Raw genomic sequence first — 19,768 nt, 5'->3', positions numbered from 1 at the left:
TCACCTGCCGGTATCACGTTAGTGATACCGGGTGGACGACAGTCGCTCGTACGCTGGCGTCTGCAGACAAGGAACGGGGGTGCGATGCGGAAAGACGCCCGCGCATGCGTCGGCTGCGCATGCCGACTGAGCCAGTACAACCTGGAAGACAGGTGCGCGGCATGCTCCCGCGACAGGCAATGGGAGGCCCACCCCCGCCCCAGCATCCCGGACGCAGTCTGGCTCGACCCCGACGTTCAAGCTGCCATTGCCAGCTGGGACTTCGGACTCGCAAGCCGACTCATCCGCGAACGGGCGGGACTCCGTCAGGACGACATGGCGTTCATGACCGGACTCAGCCAGAGCTTTCTGTCGATGCTCGAAGCCGGCAGCCGACGCTTAACGAACCTCGACAAGGCTGCACGGTTCCTGCAGGGCATCGGGACACCGGACGCCCTCCTCACCCCACCATTCCGCGAAAACGCAGCACCCGTCACACCCGGCCGTGCAACGTACTCCGGGCCAGGGCCTGACCGTCATGACACCCTGCCAGCAACACACGACGTCACAGACCTCAACGTGCTGGCTGCACAGGCTGCCGGACAGTCGCTGCACTTCGCGGACGAGATCACAAAGACCAACGTGAGCGACGTCGAACTTGAGGGCCTAGAAGCCACCCTCACCGGGATCGCCAACGACTACGTCCACGCCCCGCTGCACAAGATCTTCACCAACCTCGTCAGAACGCGAGATCACCTCTTCTCGTTGCTCAACGGCCGCCAACCAATTGGCCAGACCCGCGAACTGTTCCTTCTCGCCGGAACGAGTTGCCTCCTGCTCGCCCACGCGTCACAGAACCTCGGCGACGAAGACGCTGCGATCGCGCAGCTCCAGACAGCCTGGACGTTCGCGGAACAGGTCGACCACAACGACCTACGGGCCTGGGTCAAGGGCACAGCCGCGCTCATCGCAGAGTGGTCCACTCGCCGACAGACTGCGCTCGACTACACCAGACAGGCGATCCAGCTGGCCCCTGGTGGGGAGACCCGCATCCGGATCGCCGCGATCGAGGCCAGGGCGGCAGCCCGCGTCGGAGACCGCGCCACGGCCATGGCCGCGCTCGAAGACCTGCAACGCGCTCGAGAACAGAAAGCAGCCCCTGACGCCCTCACCCGGTTCGGTGGCCTCCTCACGTTTCCCGAAGCGAAACAGGAGTACTACATCGGGGGAACCTTCGCCCTCCTTGGAGAACATCAACTGGCCGAACGGCACGCCACGGCGGCCATCGACCTGTACGAGAACGGCCCGGAGGAACGCCGGTCGTACGGCGACGAGGCCTTGGCCCGTCTAGACATCGCGACCGCACGCATCGCCGCAGGAGAGATCGAAGGAGCCAGCGAACAACTTCAGCCCATCCTAGACCTCCCTGCGGACCGGCGGATCCGGCAACTCGGCGACGCCATGCACGCAGTGACTAGGCTGCTGCAGGAGCCGCGGCTCGCTCGCAGCGCCGTCGCCCGTGACCTTGCGGACGCGACCCGCGGATACCAGGCGATCGACACACGAACGAAGGCCCTCACCGCATGACCATGACGGTCTCACCCGAGTCCGCCGCCCGCTTGGCCTGCCGGGCGTCAGGCCTGGCAGACCGATCCCTCACCCAACTCCACCAGCACGCCACTTCCGTGTTCCTGCTCGCAGAAGTAGGCGTGGTCGTACGCGTCAGCCTCGCCTCCCAAAGGCAGCGGCTCGAGACCGCTGTGTCCCTCACCCGCTGGCTAGTTGCGAACGACTTCCCTGCAACGGAACCTGTGGACGTCCCACAGCCGCTGACATACGAGCCCTACGTCGTGACATTCTGGCGCCACTACCCGCAACCGATGGACGGCGGTGCCCCACCCGCAGAACACCTGGGCGCACTGCTCCGCGCTCTCCACGCCATGCCTGCGCCACCGATCCCCCTCCCGCAGTACCAACCGCTAGCCTCGCTCAAGAACACGGTGGACTCCAGCACTTACCTGGAGCCAGACCTGCGAGCATGGCTGGCATCGCGGAGGGAAGAACTGCTGGACGAGTACGGATGCCTTGACTTCCCGCTGGGCCACGGACATATCCACGGCGACGCTTATCCAGGAAACACCCTCTGGGCCCATCAGGACGTCCGACTCGGCGACTGGGACGAGGCGGCTGTGGGCCCTCGCGAGGTCGACCTGGCCAATACCTTCCAAGGTGTGCGCTTCGGGCGTACTGCAGAAGAACTCGACACATTCAGCCATCAGTACGGATACGACATCAGGCAGTGGCCCGGACTCCGTGTCCTCTGCGAAATCCGAGACCTCCACACCCTCGGCTCCTACATTCGGCGCGCAGACCGGGGAGATGCCGCTGCTGCACAGCAGCTGTCGCATCGCATCGAGACGCTCAGAAACCGCGACGACCTAGCCAAATGGAGCCCTGCCTGACACATCCGGTGGCGGACCTGGGCGGGCGGCTCGCGTACCCGAGCGACCCGTCGGATGAAGCCTTGGGCTGATCCGGCCAGTGGTCGCCGCCTGGTAGGCGAAGAACCCCTCGGTCAACCGGCATGCGGGGCAGTACGAGATGCGGGAGATCGTGAACGCGATCCTCTGCCAGGCCCGCACCAGCTCCCAATGACGCTTCCTGCGACACGTCTGCCACGGAAGAACGGGGAGCACCACTACTTCGCCAAATCGCGCGACGCCGGCGCCGCCGAGACCATCCGCGCCCTTCTGCGCTGGCAGATTCGCGAGATGCGCAGGCAGCACGAGGATCCGACCGCCGTCGTGCGGACTCGGGGACCGTACGGACGTCCACGAATGCACCGAAGGAGACGACCGGCTGGATGGCATGGGCGTACCCGTGGTGCTCACCGGTCCAATGCTCGCACCTCGAACCTGCAGCCTCGCACTCAATCGAGTCACCGGGCCCAGTAGGGGGCGAACCCGGCCATTGCCTCATCGCACCCGCCCCGCGCTTCTGTCAGTGGGTGACGCTGGAATCCCGGAGCAATATCACAGCTGTTATGTGCGAAATCCAATTAGGAATACTAAGGAGCCGGAGCATGAGACTTACTCGACGTACAGGAACTCAGGCCCGTACGTCTGCCCGCTCCCGTCCGGCAACTCGTACTGCATCAGCGCCCGCGCAGGACGCTTCAGATCCCGCATCCGCTTTGCGGCTTCGCCGAGAGCGTGGTTCGCTTGCGTTTGATCGTCCGTCTGCCATGTCTTTTCCAGCCCTCGCAGCACTTCGGTGTAGAGCTGGTTGAAATTTGTAAGGAGATCCTGCACCTCTGGGTCAGGGCGGTATGTCGGCTCCTGCGCCCAGCCTCCCCTGGGTACAGTCCCCATCGGGTAGGCGTCAGGCATCGCGATGGGGCAGCCTTCGTAGGCCCACCCCTCGGGAGCCGTCGGCACCTCTACCAGCTTCTTGCCCTGCAGAATCTGACGGAACTCGTAGTAGTGGGCGAGCTCGCCCTCCCTGCCGAAGTAGGGGTTCCTCGGAGAGCTGTGGCTTCCCTCGCCCTGCTCCATGATGACCTGGATGGCGTCGTCCACGGCCTTTGGTGTGGACAGCGGGACGAGGCTGTTCCCTAGACCGTATTCGTCCTCCATGTCCTTCTCGACCTGGCGGTGGCCTTGGATCAGGTCGGCGTTCTGCTTGAACGCTTGCCGGATGGCGCTGTAGAAGGCCCCGATCGACTCGCCGGGTTCCTCGAATTCGGCGACGGGGTCCTCGGGCCGTTCGATCTGGCAGTACATGTCGAGGGAAGCGCGAGTCAGACCGCTGAGGGACACGCAGATCTGAGGTCGCACACCCCCGGGCAGGTGCCCCGGGTACTTCGGAACCAGGTCGGCGTGGTCGATGCGTGGGGATCCGCCGATGGTGGTGAGCATGTTGCACACGAGCCCCATGTGTGACATCTCATCCATGATGATCGCCTTGATGGCGTCGTAGACGGCCTTGTCCCTCACCGGGTCCTTGATCGACCACAGACCGCACAGATACGGAGGGAGGGTCGCGAGCTCCAGCATGATCGCCTGTTGCAAGGCGTCCTGTAGCCACTTTCCGTTTCGCTGCGGCTCGGGCTGGCCCATCAAGGCGACGATCGCCTTGCTCTCATAGGCAAGAGCTTGAGTCAAGGGGCACTCCTTCTCATCGCGGTCGCATCACAGCGGATCGCCGCTTCAGTGCAGTTGCTGGACGCCCGTCGCGTCACGGACGAAGACAGAACGGGTATCCGCGGCTCGGTAGCGCTCCTTGAGAGTGAACGCAGCCGGCGTACCCGACACCGGGGCGTCCGGCTGTTCCACGTATAGGACATAGGTCTTCGCCGCGTCCGTCTCGCTGTCGAGCTGCAGCCAGCCTCCACAGCCCGCAGAAGGAAAGGTGCCGGTTGCCGTGATGGTCACTGCGGTGGCCGTCTGGTTGAACGTGTACGTCGCCGTACCGAGTTCGAGCCGCTTGCAGGCACCGTCCTTCCAGCGTCTGAAGAGTTCAATCCATTCCTCTGGCCACGGTCCGCCGTGGGTGATCGGTGGCATGACCGGTGACTGGCCGTTCTCCAGGCGGTCGAGGATGTCGTCGGCCTGGGCGACGACGGTCTCGTAGTCCCAGAGGTCGAGATCGGAAATCATGTGGGCGCGGTCGGTAGCGCGGAACATAGGCCGGATGTGGAGTTCGTAGACGGGTGTGCGCACGCTAGCCGTACCTCCATCAGGATGTCCTTCACCGCTTCCTCCGTTTCTCGGCCGAAGGTAAAGGAAGCTGGAGGCGTATACGAGCCATCAGGCCGAATGTGGGCGTGCCGCCAGTCCGAGTGGGAAGGTGTTTCGGTCCCACGGCTTGCTGCACGATGACGGGGCAGAGAGCTCCACGTCATTGTGTTAGCCGTCACTAGGCTGGTGCACGGTTTGTACGTCGCAGGTACGGCCTTGAATTGATTCACCAGCTGACGTCACTCTCGGCATCTTCGGCAGCAACTACTGTCTCAGGACCTACGGAAAGGCCTGCTACTACGGCTTCTTCAGCTGGGAGTGCGCGGACTTCGATGAGACCGTGTACTGCTTTGGGTGACCCCCCATGCCACTGAGCATGAGGTGAACCGGCTGAGCCTGACGGGTGTTGTCGGCAAACCGAGTGCTCAGTGGTAGACAGACCTCGGTCGGCGGCCTTATCGACCCGTAGCGCTCTCATACCGCACGGTAACGTCGTGGCGGGTCAGCGGGCTGGCGTCGAGGTCATAGGCAGCCCGCGGCCACTTCCCGAACGAAACCGCGGCCTTGAAATGCGTATACATGGCCATCACGTCGCTGGACCCCACCGGCAAGGGCCAGGCCCGCTGGACCATGCGCTGGAAGACCGCCCTGAACGCCTTCGACATCACCTTCGATGGCCGCCTCTCAGCAGCCCGTCAGTAGCCCCAACACCCTGGTTACACCGCTCGTTTGACAGACCCCTGACCGGCGGGCGCGCAGGGGCCAACCCGAAACATCGGCTGCCGACCGGCACCCTCATCTCACGGCCCTGCCTTCTCCGATCAGAGGAGGCAGGGCCGGCTGCGCCATGCCGCCCGTCGCGGCTGGCCCGGCCGACGGGGTTGCGTGCCTTGCCCGCCGCCACACCACGATAGGGCGCACCGGCCCGGGGGAGCGGTGAACCTTGCCCGTTGCCCGGGCTAGATGGTGTGGTCAGGTGGACAGGTTGATGTTCAGTGTGCTCAGGACCCAGTCGATGGGGTTGGCGAACGTGGTTCCCGCTGCATCGTCGCCTGCGAACAGCAGGCCCACGGGGTTCGTCGCGGAGTCACCGGTCCAGATGATCGAGCCCGAGTCGCCTCCAAGGCAAAAGTTGTAACCCGGGTTGGTGATGGCGATCTGGCGGTCGAAGTAGGCTTCGTCGCCATCGTCATAGTCGATCTTGCCACTCCAAGTGGTGGACGTGACTCTCCCGTAGGTTAGTTGCGTCGTGCGGCCCATCTTCCCCACCCACATGTTCGGCGTGGCGACACGGGTCTGACTGCTGATTCCAAAATACTGGACGACACCGTTCACAATGTGGAACAGTGATTTGGTGACTCGGTCTGGGAAACACCAGCCGATTGCACAGTCGACATAGTTCGTCTTGCCGGAGAAGTCGAGGATTCCGTAATTCTCCAGGACTGCGATCTGCTCTGAGGGGCAACTGCCGCCGTCACCCGGGCCGGGTTGGACAATGCAGTCCCCCAGTTGGGCGCTGTTGCTCAGGGCGAGCACGTGGTTGCAGCTTAGGCAGAACAGTTTGCCTGCGGCGTCTCCACTCCGTCCTGTGGCCAGGCACCCCAGGGTTCCAAACCCTTTCTTGTCCTGGAAGTGCCCCACGGAGATCCCTCCGGGGGCAGGCCGCGTCCGGAACGCTCCGGACTTTGCCCTGATGATGCCGGCATGTATCACCTGGAGAGGCACGTCGCCTGCCAGTCGCACGTCCATGGCATCAACGAGCAACGCGCGCACTTGGTCTGCTGTCAGAGGCTCGGCCACATACACCTGCAGCACCTGCTGCCCTGGTGCGCCTTCCCCGCCGCGTTCGCCCGGCCCAACGGCGACGCCTCGTATCATGGCCGCACCGCTCAGACTCTCCTCGGTCCGAGGCCCAGGTGCCCTCCCGTAGAGGTCCTGCCGAATCGCTTCGGCAAGCGCCTCCTTGGCTTCCCGGACGCGTGGATCGCTGATGCCACTGGCCTCCTCCTGCTGAGCCAGCATCTCGGGCGAGGGCTCAAAGGAAACGCCGCCAGCCTCGCCAGTCGACCCTTGCATCCTCTCTCCTTGTGGCGGCACAGAAAATCCCATGCCGCTGCCGTCAGCAGCGTTCATTTCCTACCCCTCCAGCAACCCTTGCCGTTGTAGGCAGCTGATCGTTTCGTGGCTGTGGTCGTCGCCCACCGCGCGACCGCCACGGAAAAGTGACCGTGCTGGCTCAGCGTCAGTGAAGGATGATCGCAACGTGGAATGAGCACGGAACCTGGTGGTTCAGCCTCTGCGGAGCTCTTCACGCCGACGCAGGCTCACCGTAGAACATCCGGAAACCCGGGCGGATTCGCGCCTACCTCATTAGTCTCTCCGATGCAACCTGAAGTGGCAACTCTGCGCTGAGGCGTCGCGAATGGCAGGCGTCAGCACTGCGGGACTAGCGATGGTGGTTGAAAGCCGAAGCGGTGGCGGCCTCGGTCGGCCACGAGCGACGGTGCTGCCGTCGACCAACGCGGCAGCTCATGGCCAGACCCAGGCAGTTAGGGCACTCCCGGAGCAGCCTGTTGTGACGCGTAATCGACCACAGCCACGGTAATCCGCTCCATGAGATGCGGTCCGACCGTAAGAAGGAGATGATGGATTCGGGGAGAGGTGACGGCGCATGGGCCAGGAGTCGGAAGACCGGGCACGGGACGGACATGGCCGTTCCGCTCGCAGAGTGCGGCTTCCTGGATTCGTCGGAGACGATGAGATCGGCCTCGGGGAACTGGCTGAGCGTGTCACGCACGCGTTGGGGGTCACCCCGTGCAGCGGTTGCCAGAAGCGCGCACGCCGGCTGGATCGATGGATCGTCGTCTCGGGCCGCCCAAGTCGGCGCTGAGTGCCGCGTTCTCTGCTCGTGACCTGTGCTTCATTACCAGGCCAGCGAAGGTGAATCCGATCATGAGCGACCAAGAAATCGCGCCGGCCGGCGGCATCGGACCCGTAGAGCGCCGTGGAGATCGGCAATCAGCAATCGTCGTGCCCGAGGAGTGCCACCGTTGCGCTTCTCCAGGTCCTACCGAAGAGGCCGACGGTGACTATGACGCGCCATTCGGCGAACCGAGTCCATACGTCTACGCGCTTGGTCAGATCTCTTTCCGCTTTCCCGACGTCGGTGTTGAGCGGGAGTTCGCCCAGAGTATCGGCCGTACCGACGCCGCGCCCAGGACCGACCGGGAGGCACTGTACGAAACGCTCACTCGGTCGGAGAACCGCTACCTCGTGCGCCAGCTCTGTTTCGTCTTCAACGTCCAGGGAATGGAGACGTACATCCTTGAACCCTCCGATTCACACAGCTACGGGCTGCTGGCCGAGGAGGCCATACGTTCCAACCCCAAGACGACGGACCTCGACGTGGTGATCGGCCGTCGCGGACCGCTGTCCGCGCCCGAGGCGTGCAACGGGCTGACCCTGCCGACCGTGCGTCTCGCTCAGCTCTACTCCTTCGACCGGGACGAGCTCGTGCACTCCATCCAGCGACCGGACAGCGTGGCGGAAGAGGGATTCGAGGCAACCGCAAAAGAAGTGCTGGACCGCGTCCTGCGGATGACCGACAATACGGGCGCTATGCCCCAGCATCGCGCGATGAATTACCTCGCCGTCCGTTATCCTGTCATTTATCAGCAAACTTTTCGCAAGCACGCGGACAACGCCTCGCTAACTTCGATCGAAGTGCAACGTTCCGATGTCAGCGAGAACCGCACGGTCATGGACGCCATCTTCACGTATATGGACCGCGCCACGTTCCTCACCACGAAGTACGGCGTTCGGGCCGACGTCCACAACATGTTCCCGTTCGTTGTAAGCCCGCTTTCGCCCGTATGACGAATAAGATTTATTGAGGGATGAGTTGTTGTGAGAATGCCTGGATTTACCGCACAGTCGCTGTTGCCACATCCCACTATTCCGCCCTGGATTTTCGGGCCGCTGACCGAGGAGGAATGCAATAGACGGTGTGTTGCTCTTAGGTGCATTGCTGGACCCCCGGAGTCGTATGAGGCGTGTCGGGCCGGCTGCTCCTTTGATTGCAGGAATAAACCAGTGAATTGCAGGGGCGAAACGACGTGTGACGCCGACGGCATCCACTGGACGCGCACGGTATGCGATATGCGGTATGGCGACGATCATACCTACACGCCGTGGGTCGCGGACAAGCCGGTGAATTGCAGGGGTGAAACGACGTGTGACGCCGACGGCATCCACTGGACACGTACGGTATGCGATACGCAGTGTGGCGGTACCTCCACGCCGTGGACGTCGGACGGCATCTGTGTCAATACTGTCACCGCCTGACGGCTCGATTCCTTCGACCGGGAATGCGCTCATGCGATGGATCCAGCGAGCGGACAACGGAAAGGGAGGAGGAAGTCGCAGGCAGGCCCTGTTTGTGGTGAGTGCACTTTCATCCTGCTGTGAATGATGAATCTGATCGGGTAGGGGATGAGTCGCAGTGAGGTTGCCAGGATTCACCGCGGAGCCGGTGGTATATCCCGCACAGATAACCCCCGTTGAGGAGTGCAGGCCGATCTGTCACAACGACTGCTCGAGTCAGTGCCGGCACTCCAGCGACATGGCAGGCTGCATGGCCCGGTGCATGCCACCCTGCATGAGGAAGTGCACTTATGAGCCAGTCTGCACCGAGGAGGGGAAGTGTGACGCCGACGGAGTCCACTGGACGCGTACCAAATGCAGACAATACGACGGAAGTTACACCTACACGGTGTGGACGTCGGACGGCATTTGCGGCTGACTCGCCAGCGCCTGATGATCTGAGCCGGCTGTACGACCTAGTGCGACTGACTCCGCTGATGGCGCTTGGCTCCGGGCGCCCGGAGGTCGTCGTCGCCCTGATCGATGGCACCGTCTCCCGGGACTATCTCGGCCTCGATCGACGCCGATTGCGTTTCCTCGGCCTACCGGATGCCGAATGCCATGGCACCGATGTCGACACGGCCTGCCGGCACGGAACGCTGGTTGCCGGACTGCTCGGGGCACGAAGGACCGGCGCGGCACCGGGCATCTGTCCCGGTTGCACTCTGCTGGTGCGGCCCGTGTTCGGAACGGCCCCCTGCCGCTCCGTCGCCACGCGGCCGGAGGAACTGGCTACCGCCCTGACCGAGGTCTTGGCGGCCGGCGCCACAGTCGTCAACCTGAGCTTGACAGTGCGCCACGCCGGCAGCCTTGGCGCATCGGCGGGCCTTCGCCGACTGAGCGCGGCACTCGATGCGGCCGCTGCCCGCGGTGTGCCGATCGTGGCCGCTGCCGACGGTCCGAGTTTGTCCGGTAGTTCCGTCCTCACCCTCCACCCGGCCGTCCTTCCAGTCGTCGCCTGCTCCGCGGGCGGTGCGCCCTTGGGCGGCTTGCCGCTAGTTACGACAATCGGACGCTCTGGACTGCGCGCACCAGGAGAAAAGGTTCCGGGGACGGCCCCGAACGGCAGCACGACGGCCCGCTTCTCCGGCGCGAGCGCGGCGGTGCCCTTCGTCACCGGGACGATCGCGTTGCTGTGTTCGAGGTTCCCGCGAACGTCGGCGACCGTGGTGCGCTCGGCCGTCGCACAGTCACCGTTCCGGGTGCGCCGCTCGGTGGTTCCTCCGCTCCTCGACGCCTGGGCGGCGTACGCCACACTCGGCTCCCCGTACTTGCTTGCCTGAAAGAGGCCGCTTTGGGTCAGGCGATGGGCAGCGTGTCGAGGTACATCGGCCGACGGCTGATCTGGTTGTCGGCCGGCCCCTGGTAGCGCTCGAATTCCTGCACCAGCAGCCGCATAGGACGGTGGGCGGCGACCGCGTCCGGTGGCAGCTGGAGCGTCCCTTTCCAGCGGCCGATCACTCCAACCGCGTCGTTGTTGAGGGTCATGGGCGGCGAGGTGTCCAACGTAAGCCAGGCCAAGGCATCCCCGCCTGCGGCGACCGTCGCGCTGCGCACTTGAACCACGGCGGTTACCTCAGACGAGACGTCCCCCGCTGGTACAGCGGCTCCGGGAGGCGGCACCGGACCCACTACCGTCACGGTGACCGAGTTTCCGGTCCGGCTCATCGATGTCCTGCGGAAAGCGGGGATCTTGGCGAATCCGGCGTCCACCACCGACGAGAGCCGCAGGTCCGTCGGAGTGAGCAGCGCATGTTGCTGAAGACGTGCTACCCGCAGCCGTACGAACGGCTCGTACACCGAGTCGGCGGTGAACCGGATGTCGGCGTACCAGAGTTTGCGGATGTCGTCGAACTTCACGTCGTAGGCCATCGCCTGCCCGGGGCCGGTCTGCACCATGGCGTCGGCTTTGAGGTCGGACGGCCGCGGATAGCCGATGGTCTCGGCCGAACCCGCTCCGCGGACCGGATCCCGGCCCCACATCGTGGCCCACTCCGCGGAGTGGCCGTCCGGTGTGGCGTTCTGGCCCATGACCATCACGGCCAGCTGCTCGTCCTCGCCCGAGGCGTACCAGGGGCGTTTGAGGTAGACGCGCAGGGCACCGTGCCGGGTGCTGACCAGGGTCCCGCCCGACTGGTCCAGCTGCCATTTGAAGGCGGGGACGACCGACTCCACGGCCGGTGCAGGCGGCTGGACCGTCGCTGGTACGTCGAGCGAGGTGGCGGCGCTGGCCGAGGTGACCGGGGGTACGACGAAGGAGACGTCGACGGCCGCGTTGTCGGCGATTGCGCCACCGGGCATGCGGGTGACGGTTCCGTGGTCGGTGTCGACCCGCACATCCCGGTCGAGGAGGTAGGTGGTGCCCGGTTCGCCTGGGGTACCGCTCGCCGCGGTGGGGGGAACGGCCGCCCGGACCACGACGGTGCCCGGCACGAATGCGCCTGCCAGCGTGACTGGCGTGGTGCCGGCAAGGTGCACCGTCCGCCGCTGCGCGAAGTACTTCACGAACCGTGAGGTGCCGACGGGGGTGTAGCGGAGGCGATGATGGCGGTTGTCCCCTAGGTCATGGCGGGACCGGAAGTGCTCCGCGGCCAGCGTGGGCGCGCCTGGCGGCGGGGCCGGGCGGGTGTCGCGTTCGTCCTGTCGCAGGACGGTGCGCGCCGGGGAGGTGATGGGCCCGGACGGCGCCGTGTCGTCGAACTCGTCCCACGCGGCCTCGATGTGTACGGACTGGGTCGTGAGGTCGTGGACCTGCAGGGCCGGATCATCCAGTACGTAGGAGGTGGCACCGGGGTCGCGGAGTACCGCGACTTGGCTAAACGTCGGGGGTTGCAGGGGGCAGCGCACCGCGTGCAGGATCTGCAGCTCCGTCGCGGGTGTCAGCTGTGAGAGGCGGCCGGCGAGGGCGTCGGCCCGGGCCGCCGTGATCTCGGCGGGAGTGTGGCCGTTGTTGATGAACCAGCGCCACAGGCCGAGGTTCTCCTCGTCGCCCGTGCTGAGCGCACTGCTCAGCCGGACCGGGAAGGATGCACCGGGGGCTACGGTCACCTGTATGAGGCGTGCCGCCGCGTCCGTGGTCACCTGCGGTGCTGTCCCGGCCGCCCCAGGCCGCACCGTCAGCCGTACCGGGAACTGCTCGTGCCACGCGGTGCCGTGCGGCCACTCCATGCGCAGGGCAGCCATCGGCCATCCGTCGAGGGCGATGCCTCGGGAATATGGGTCGGGCGCCCATAGAGGCTGCATCCGGTCGACGTCCATGTAGGGAGTACCACCGGCGCCGTCGTCCGTAGTGGTGCGCGGGACCACCCCGCCGTCGAGCTGCTTCAACAGGGCGTAGACCTGCGGGTCCAGCCGGTGCTTGGCAGCCTCGTCCAGGACACCGTGGCGTTCCAGGAGCTGTACAGCCGCCTTCGGCGGCAGAAGGTGACGCTCGGACGGCGGCCCGAGCGTCGGTGCTGAGGGGTTCGCGTTGTCGGTCCGCACGATCAGCAGGGTGGGCGACTCGCCTTCGGTCATGCGTTTGCGGGGCACCAGGATGGGTGCCGGTATCGGCTCGTAACGGCAGTAGCGCAACGTCGGGGTCGCGGGCTCACCGGATACCGGCTGTTGGGTGAAGGGGGTGGCCCGTCCGGCGAGGTCGACGAGGCGGGCGCGGAAGCGGTAGCGACGACCGTAGCGCAGCGAGGGCAGCGTGTTGTCCGGGACGCCGAGTTGTACGGAGTACGGGAGCGTTGAGTCGTGGGACGCGCCCGGATCCACGGTGTTGCCGTTGAGGTCGAGTGTCCTGCCGTCGGGGGCGACGACCGGGCTCCAGCCGTTCCAGCGGAACACGTTCTGGTGCAAGGAGAGGGTGTTGCCGTCACCGTCCGCGTCGACGTTCTGGCCGACGACGTCCGTGACGATGCCCTCATCATCGATGGGGATGGTGTGGGCGAGGCCGCGCACCGTGTAGGTGCCGGTTCTGCGGCACAACGGGTACCAGCGGTTGGAGCCCTCGTCGAAGACGTCCAGGCGGAAGCCGGTCTGCAGGGTGTCGGACGCCAGGGTGGTGGCGTCGCCGGGCAGCCCCTGCTTGAGATCGTCGTTGGCGTTCTTGGCGGTGCGCAGTGCCTGCCCGAAGGCGATCTGACGATTCGCCTCCATCACCGCGATGCCGTCGGACCGCAGCGCCGGGGGCCGGACGGCCGGGGGCGGTTCATCGCGAGGGCGGCGACGCAGCAGATGCGCGTACGACTGGAGTGCCAGGCCACCCGCGTCCACGTCGACGTCGGTCGCGGTGTATGTGGTGGTGTCGTTCAGCGGAAGGAACAGCGCGGCGTTTCCGTCCCGCCGGGCGAGGAACAGCCGGCCGGACGCGGCGACGCAGGCGGTGCACGGCCGGAAGTCCTCGATCTGCGCACCGTGGGTGACGAACGCCTGCAGAGTCAATGGGCCGTCCGTCAGTGGGCTGGGCGGCGGAACGGCTAGCCGCCGGACGAGCCCGGTACGGGCCATGAGATCGGGGTGGTCGGTGAGGGCGGCGACCAGCGCATGGAAGTCATTTCCGGGCCGTTCGGGAGCCTCGGCCACAGGCTCCTGCACCTGCCCCGCAGGGCCAGGAGGGCTGTGGAACGCTGCCAGCCGGGCCCAGCCGTGCGGGTCGACGTCCAGGACGTCGGGCAGCGACCCGTGCCGGCGCAGAAGGTCCGACAGGGCGCGGACGGAATCAGGGTCATCGGGGGGCGCGATAGTGTCCACCAAGTGGTCGACCGCTTGCCATCGCTCTGTCGCCTCCGTCGTGGAGAGCCGCCACGGAACGACCGCGCGGACATGTTCCGCACCGTCGCCGCCTTCAGCGCCAAACAGTCGACTGTACTGCTCGCTCAGCGACCGTTCGACCAGATGGGCTGGGTAGGACCGGATCGGGGCGGGGGCCAGCGCTTCATTGAAATGGAAAGAGTTGACGGGCGTGGTGCTGGGGAACAGGTGGTTCCACAGGTCGGTGTCGAGTGCCCCGTCGTTGAAGACAGCGGCCTTCTGCTGGTGGCCGCCGGCTTGGTGGTACACGACAAACACCTGGTACGACAGGGTCGGCAGCGCCGCGATCAGCGGGTAGGACGAAAGTGGGTGAACCGCGGTACCCGGGGGGCTGCCGTCCGTGGTGGTCAGCCGCGGGCTCAGTACCAGCGTCAGATGGAGGGTGCCGTCGGCGCTGGGCGGGACTGCGGGATCCGGCAGCAGTGTCCAGACAATGGTGTACTTGACAGTCATGTCCCCTCCATGGGCGCGAAGGCGGCACAACGCCGCTGCCATGGCTCAGGCGTCGGAAAGGCATCGGCGAAGGTGGGGTCGCTGCCGCCGCCGAAGTCCCGGTCCACCTGGAGCGACACCGACTTGGTGAAGAAGGCGACCCGCACCCGTACGATGATTTCTGCGTGGCCGTGGACCACCTTGGTATTCGTGTCGTAGCTGAGCCCGAGGTAGAACTCGACGGAGATGCTGATGATGCCGAGGACCTCCAGTTCCCCGACCGCCCGCAAAAACCCTTCGAGATGGGCCTGGCTGCCCTTCATTTTGATGTAGATGCCTGCGGTTACACACACCGAGCCGCTGGCCACCCCCAGGTTGAGAGAGGCTGCCGCGCCGAACTCCAGTTGGGCCTCCAGCTCGAACCGTTCGGGCCGGTCGGACTGCACGGCGAGCGCGAAGAAGCCACCACCACCGAACAACGAGACGGTGACCAGGAACGGGTGGTCGCGTGACGAGACCGTGAACCGCGCCTTCACCGCGTCGCCGTTGAAAGGCAGCGTCACGGTCGTCGCGACCATCAGGTTCTGTAGCAGGAAGACGCCAGCCCCGATCGAAGGCACGGCCAGTACGTAGCCCACTTCGATGCCGTCGGCGGCCACATTGACCTTAGGGCCGCTGGCCGGTGAGGGCAGGTAGTCGCGCAGCCGTTCCAGAAAATGCAGATCGCCGCCAAAGTGCACCTCCGCGACCTTCGCATCCAGGCTCGGGCCCGCGCCGGGCCTGGAGGAGAACGCAAGCCGCTCGAAACGTACGGTCAGCAGGCGGTTCAGAAAATTCAGGGTGAAGTCGCGCAGTTCGCCTCGGCTGTCCACCTGCGGCTGGGAGCCGTCCAGGGGAGCCAGGATGGTGTTGTGCAGCTCCAGGGCTGCTCCGCCACCTGTGTGCAGCAGGCCATTGCAGAGGTCGGTGTTGCGTGGCACCTTGGGGCGCCAGACGAGACCGCTCTGCACACCCTGAGGAACGGGCACGGTGACGATGCGGGGGACGGTGTCGCCGTCACTGGTGGACATCGGCTGCACCCCCTGCACGACCTTCCGGAGATCCAGAAACCCCAGCAGCTTGGTCGGTAGTCCGGACTCTGGAGGCGGAAAGTAGGAGTCGGGATCAAAGGTGCCGCTCTTGAACTTCGCCAGATCGCCGCTCACGAGCCCTGTGGCGTCCGAGAGACCGGACACCTTCTGGGCGAGCGCCGCGATGCCGCCCGAAGAGGTCACCGGCGGTGCGACGCCGACCGGCGGCTGCACCGCGGCGTAGACCTTGCTGGCCGTGTTCAGTCCGTTTGCCAGGTAGTTGGCGTCCAGGGTCAGCCGAGCCGGGTCGGTTGCCCCCGCTGGAGACCCGGTGGGCGCGGCGGCGCTGCGTGAGGCCAGCGCATCCAGCGCTGGCAGGCGGGCCGTCAGGCCGGTCAGACGAGGCCAAGCGGGGAGCCGGCCCGCGGCTTCCAGCACCGCCGGGTCGCCGGCTGCCGGCTCGGCCCCAAAGCTCAGCCCCGTCACATCCACGCTGGTGTCGGTGCTGGCCGGCGGGATTACCAGCTCGAGACGCCCCGAGGCCGGCACGATGACGTCGCGGGCCTGCTGGTCGTACGCGTCAAGGGTCATGCGCAGCTGGGGTGCGGTGAGGCCACCCGGTACAAAGGCGAGCTCACTGGTGAACGAGACAGGGCGTTGTCGCACGTCCTCGGCGGCGAAGGTGAATTTGATCCGGGGGCTGCCCGGGGCCGCACGCAGCCAGCACCCGAACTGGAGCGGCTCGGCGGTGGTGCTGACCTGCATCTCCGTCGGGCCGCACAGCCGGACCCGGGCGAAGGGGAAGCTCCTGCCTCCGTTCGGGCAGCCCGTCACCCCCAAGTAGTCCATCACCGGCCCCATCACGATCAACTGGCTGACCTTGACTAGACCAGAGTCCAAGCGCCGTTCGGTGTGCGAGGTCACTTGGACTGGGAGGCAGAACGGGAGCAGAAAGCCGCGCAGGACCACATGGACCGAGCTGTCTCGGCCCGTCACCGATCTGTGGTGGTAGAAAGGCACCGTGGCGCCGGGCGTCCCAGCCCAGTCCCCGGTGAGGTCGACGCTAGCCCCCAGCGCACTCAGGGCCATGGACTTCGCCGATAGGGGCTTGCGCCCCATGGCGTCCTTGATCTGCTGCCGCTCTACCAGCGTCAGCGGTCCGTCAACGGGCTGAGTCGGGCGGGCAGGGCCGGCGGGCTGCAACCGCAGCTGAGGCGCCCCAGTCAGACGTGTGTGCCACAGCCCTGTCACACCGCCGGGCCCGGTCACCGGCTCTGCAGCATGCGACCACGTCAGGGGGTCGGGCGCTGGCGTGAAGGTCAGTCCCCACACGCACTCCAGAGAGGTCTGCTCCGCAACGTTCTGCAACCGCGTCCAGTCCAGCAGGCCCGCCGGCGTGTACGGAATCATCGCCCCGTCAGGCAGACGGAAAACAATCCCGCTCCCCGCAGACAGCGCGGCCCTCTTCAATGACGCGTCCCCCGGAACCGTGGTCTGTTCGAGCAGCGCCTGCGGCGGGAGCGAGACGAAAAGCAACGCCGGCCTCGTGGCGTCGGTGGCCTTCAGCACCTGCCCGGCCGCGGTGTCCACACGGGACACATTGGCGAAACGAAAGGTCATAACCGCCATGTCGTCGCGGCGCAGCAGCGTCACGGTGACGGAGTCCAGGGGTACGGATCCTGCCGCGCACATCAGTGACAACTCCTCGGGGCTTCCAACGTGATTCGGTAGTCCGCCGCGGTACTACGTGGCGATGTCGACCTGAAGTGCCTCCTGCACGTCGAAAATTGGCATAGCGAGGCCACCGCTGCCCAGGCCGGGGCCCAGGTCCTCTCTGGGAATTGCGAAGAGAAGCCCGAGAACCTGGTTGCTGGAATTCAGGACCACCGATCCCGAGTCCCCCCCACCTGCGAACAAGGTCACGAAAGGCACCGCACCACTGATTTCCATCTGATCGTAGGCTGGCACGAACGGCGACGAGATCAGCCTGACCACGAAGCCATAGGTCACCAGGGTCCGCTTGCCGCGCTTCTTGACGACTTCACCTATCGAGGGCACGTCGACTACAGCACCCTGCACCGCACCGATGTCCTCGATAGTCGCCTTCCCGCTGCGGGACCCGTTGAGATCAATGACGGCGCAGTCGAGGAACAGCGGATTGAACTCGCGGCGCAGAGCCGAAACGGTACCGACGATGTCGGTCGTTGGTGATATGGACCCCAGACCAGGCTGGTAGACGTCGATGTCGGTCTGCTGCACCACATGGGCACAAGTGAGTATCTGTGCGTCGCCGCCGTTCACGCGGCTAGTGACGAGTGCTCCCAGCGTGCCCGTCGGCGGCGCGAAGATGCCGTCCTGGATAAGGCGTTCACGTGACATCTCAATGCCGCCGCGCAGAGGGTCGTACCTCGCGGTGTCATCGATGAGCGTCGGCCGGGCCTCGACGACGTCCGTGACGTAGCCTCCGAACTCCGGCGGGACAAGCTCACCTTCCAGGACGTCCTTGGGAGGTCGCTTCTGGGGGACGTAGACGAAGAGGGCGATTTGTGTGGTGAACTCCCCGCCTGCCTGCTTCAACCCCACGCCGGTCGTGTACTTTCCGGCCTCACGTGCATTCAGGTGGTTCCGTAGCTCGATTGACGCCTCAATGGCATCCGAGGGAGCCGGAATCGGCCGCTCCGGGAGCATGTGATTCTCTCCTATCCAGGCTGAAGGAGTCGTTTGACTCCGCCCATGCGGGACATGATCAGCGGTAAAAGGAGAGGCGATACTGATGATGGCGGTGTGATCTGGCGATCGGACTTCGGCGTCCACCCCGCCGGTGAGTACCCCCACGAGGAAGGAGATTGCTTCTGGCTCTGCACGCAGGTACTGCAATGCGGGGCGCGACGCGCCGCTGGGGCCGACAGCCTCGGGTGCACCGGACCGCGCGCACTTCCCTTTCAGGGTCGCGCCGCCACTCGGTGTCCGCAACCTGACGGCCCTTGGTGGCCTCGGGTTTGACGTAGTCGATGTGGACGCGTATCGACCCGTCAGTACTGGTCACGGTGCGCGATCGACTCCGTCAGCGTTCGGGCCCTCAGCGTCGACCACCAGAGCCTGCCCCTGTCGATCGGTATTTCGGCTGCCACCTCGACGACAACCAAGCCCTCATCCCGCTGGTCCGCGGCATCCCGCCCGTACGCTCCCGTCGCGGCCCACGACGCCGACGGCCAGGCAAACTGCACGGCGACAAGGGCTACGACTACCGCTACCTGCACCGATGGCTCGCCTTCCCCGGCATCCGGCCTCTCCTCGCCCGCAAGGGGATTGAGTCTCCCCGGCACTTGGGCCAGCAGCGCTAGGTCGTAGAACAGACCGTGTCCTGGTTGGTCCGGCTGCCGCCGTCTGCACCGGCGCCACGAACGCAAGCCGGAACACTTCCTCGCCTTCACCGCCATTGCCGCGACGCTCATGCCACCGCCGCCTGGCCAAGTGAAATGACGTTTTAGACCGTGTCCTACGTGGTGAGGCGGACCAGTCGTTTGTAGCAGCAGATGGCGGCGGCGAGGCCGAGAAAGGCCAGGTAGTTGCGGGGATCGCGTTCGTAGCGGGGGCTCAGACGTCGGTAGCCGGACAGCCAGGACATCGTCCGCTCGATGATCCAGCGGCGGCGGCCCAATCGTTCGCTGGACTCGATGCCTTTGCGTGCGATCCGTACTCCGATGCGTTTGCCACGTAACCATTTGCGCAGGTCAGCTCGGTCGTAGGCTTTGTCCGCGTGGAGGCGCTGGGGCTTGAAGTGGCGACCGCGGTGGGGGTCGTGTCTCGTTTGGTGACCCTCGACCATGGGCTTCAGCCCTTCGCTGTCGTGGGCGTTGCCGGCCGAGACGCCGACGAGGAGGGGCAGTCCGTTCGCGTCCGACAGGACGTGCATCTTGGAACCCGGCTTGCCCCGGTCCACGGGGCTCGGGCCTGTGAGTTCGCCCCTTTTTTAGCGCGGACGTGCGCGGTGTCCAGGACGACGCGGGTGACGTCGATGAGACCGGCGTCGTCGAGCCGGTGCAGCACGGCTTCGGGCAGCCGCCCCCAGACGCCGGCTCTCGACCAGATCAGGAACCGGCGGTGGGCGGTCGACTTCGATATGCCGAAGCAAGGCGGCAGAGCCCGCCAGGCGCAGCCGCTGACTAGCACGTAGATGATTGCCGCGAACAGCGTCTCATCAGGTGTGTCCTGCGTTCCGCCGCCCTGCGGCCGCACCTTCGACGGTGGGATCAGCGGCTTCGCGATCTCCCACAGCCCGTCCGGAACAATCCAACTCCAGGTACCCCGCCCCATACATGGCTCAAC

At 65.7% G+C, this 19,768-nt stretch carries 11 protein-coding genes and 2 pseudogenes; 6 read left to right on the top strand and 7 right to left on the bottom strand.

Going from position 1 to position 19,768, the window contains the following annotated elements; genetic code table 11:
* Positions 1-84 precede the first annotated feature (84 nt).
* Both BEK98_RS28425 and BEK98_RS28420 read left to right on the top strand, forming a co-directional pair.
* Positions 85-1,566, top strand: coding sequence for a helix-turn-helix domain-containing protein (locus tag BEK98_RS28425; RefSeq protein WP_094219535.1), 1,482 nt, complete (start codon positions 85-87; stop codon positions 1,564-1,566).
* Entirely contained in the window at positions 1,563-2,441 is an 879-nt protein-coding gene (locus BEK98_RS28420) for an aminoglycoside phosphotransferase family protein (RefSeq protein ID WP_094219534.1), read from the top strand. The genes BEK98_RS28425 and BEK98_RS28420 overlap by 4 nt, the downstream gene beginning before the upstream one ends.
* Positions 2,442-3,068: 627 nt before the next feature.
* On the opposite strand, the gene BEK98_RS28415 is transcribed toward BEK98_RS28420, so the two are convergent.
* Both BEK98_RS28415 and BEK98_RS28410 read right to left on the bottom strand, forming a co-directional pair.
* Entirely contained in the window at positions 3,069-4,142 is a 1,074-nt protein-coding gene (locus tag BEK98_RS28415; protein ID WP_244202032.1) for a ferritin-like domain-containing protein, read from the bottom strand.
* Positions 4,143-4,187: 45 nt separating this feature from the next.
* Positions 4,188-4,700, bottom strand: a complete 513-nt coding sequence (locus tag BEK98_RS28410) for a hypothetical protein (RefSeq protein WP_143684168.1) — start codon at positions 4,698-4,700, stop codon at positions 4,188-4,190.
* A 549-nt stretch (positions 4,701-5,249) separates the two neighbouring features.
* Between BEK98_RS28410 and BEK98_RS48060 the strand changes: the two are divergent.
* Positions 5,250-5,420, top strand: a pseudogene (locus BEK98_RS48060) (IS256 family transposase); the annotation flags it as partial.
* Positions 5,421-5,690: 270 nt separating this feature from the next.
* Here BEK98_RS48060 and BEK98_RS28405 read toward each other — a convergent pair.
* The gene (locus BEK98_RS28405; RefSeq protein ID WP_143684167.1) at positions 5,691-6,851 is read right to left on the bottom strand and encodes a chymotrypsin family serine protease; all 1,161 of its coding nucleotides are present in this window, start codon (positions 6,849-6,851) and stop codon (positions 5,691-5,693) included.
* 819 nt (positions 6,852-7,670) lie between these two features.
* Between BEK98_RS28405 and BEK98_RS28395 the strand changes: the two genes are divergently transcribed.
* Together BEK98_RS28395 and BEK98_RS28390 are read left to right on the top strand one after the other, a co-directional pair.
* Positions 7,671-8,594, top strand: a complete 924-nt coding sequence (locus BEK98_RS28395) for a cyanobactin maturation protease PatG family protein (RefSeq protein WP_143684166.1) — start codon at positions 7,671-7,673, stop codon at positions 8,592-8,594.
* A 983-nt stretch (positions 8,595-9,577) separates the two neighbouring features.
* On the top strand, positions 9,578-10,423 hold the full coding sequence (locus tag BEK98_RS28390; protein WP_167444279.1) for a S8 family serine peptidase: 846 nt from the start codon (positions 9,578-9,580) through the stop codon (positions 10,421-10,423).
* Positions 10,424-10,439: 16 nt separating this feature from the next.
* Here the strand turns inward: BEK98_RS28390 and BEK98_RS28385 are convergent, their stop codons facing one another.
* The 3 genes from BEK98_RS28385 to BEK98_RS28375 all read right to left on the bottom strand — a co-directional run bounded on the left by BEK98_RS28385 (position 10,440) and on the right by BEK98_RS28375 (position 18,127).
* The gene (locus BEK98_RS28385; protein WP_244202031.1) at positions 10,440-14,390 is read right to left on the bottom strand and encodes a hypothetical protein; all 3,951 of its coding nucleotides are present in this window, start codon (positions 14,388-14,390) and stop codon (positions 10,440-10,442) included.
* A complete protein-coding gene (locus tag BEK98_RS28380) occupies positions 14,387-17,092 on the bottom strand; it encodes a hypothetical protein (protein ID WP_244202030.1) in 2,706 nt (901 codons plus the stop codon). The genes BEK98_RS28385 and BEK98_RS28380 overlap by 4 nt, the downstream gene beginning before the upstream one ends.
* Positions 17,093-17,182: 90 nt before the next feature.
* Positions 17,183-18,127 carry a S1 family serine peptidase gene (locus tag BEK98_RS28375; RefSeq protein ID WP_094219527.1) on the bottom strand — a complete coding sequence of 315 codons (945 nt, stop codon included), beginning with the start codon at positions 18,125-18,127 and terminating at the stop codon, positions 17,183-17,185.
* Positions 18,128-18,478: 351 nt separating this feature from the next.
* Here BEK98_RS28375 and BEK98_RS28370 point away from each other — a divergent pair.
* Positions 18,479-18,917: pseudogene (locus BEK98_RS28370) on the top strand (transposase); the annotation flags it as partial.
* Between the two features lie 21 nt (positions 18,918-18,938).
* Here the strand turns inward: BEK98_RS28370 and BEK98_RS28365 are convergent.
* A protein-coding gene (locus BEK98_RS28365; RefSeq protein WP_094219526.1) for an IS5 family transposase occupies positions 18,939-19,756 on the bottom strand; the annotation gives its coding sequence in 2 pieces (ribosomal slippage) (positions 18,939-19,408 and positions 19,408-19,756; 819 coding nt in all).
* Between the last annotated feature and the right edge of the window lie 12 nt (positions 19,757-19,768).

The sequence above is a fragment of the Streptomyces diastatochromogenes genome (assembly GCF_002242805.1).
Lineage (GTDB): Bacteria > Actinomycetota > Actinomycetes > Streptomycetales > Streptomycetaceae > Streptomyces > Streptomyces diastatochromogenes.
This window is presented reverse-complemented; position numbering and strand designations above follow the sequence as displayed.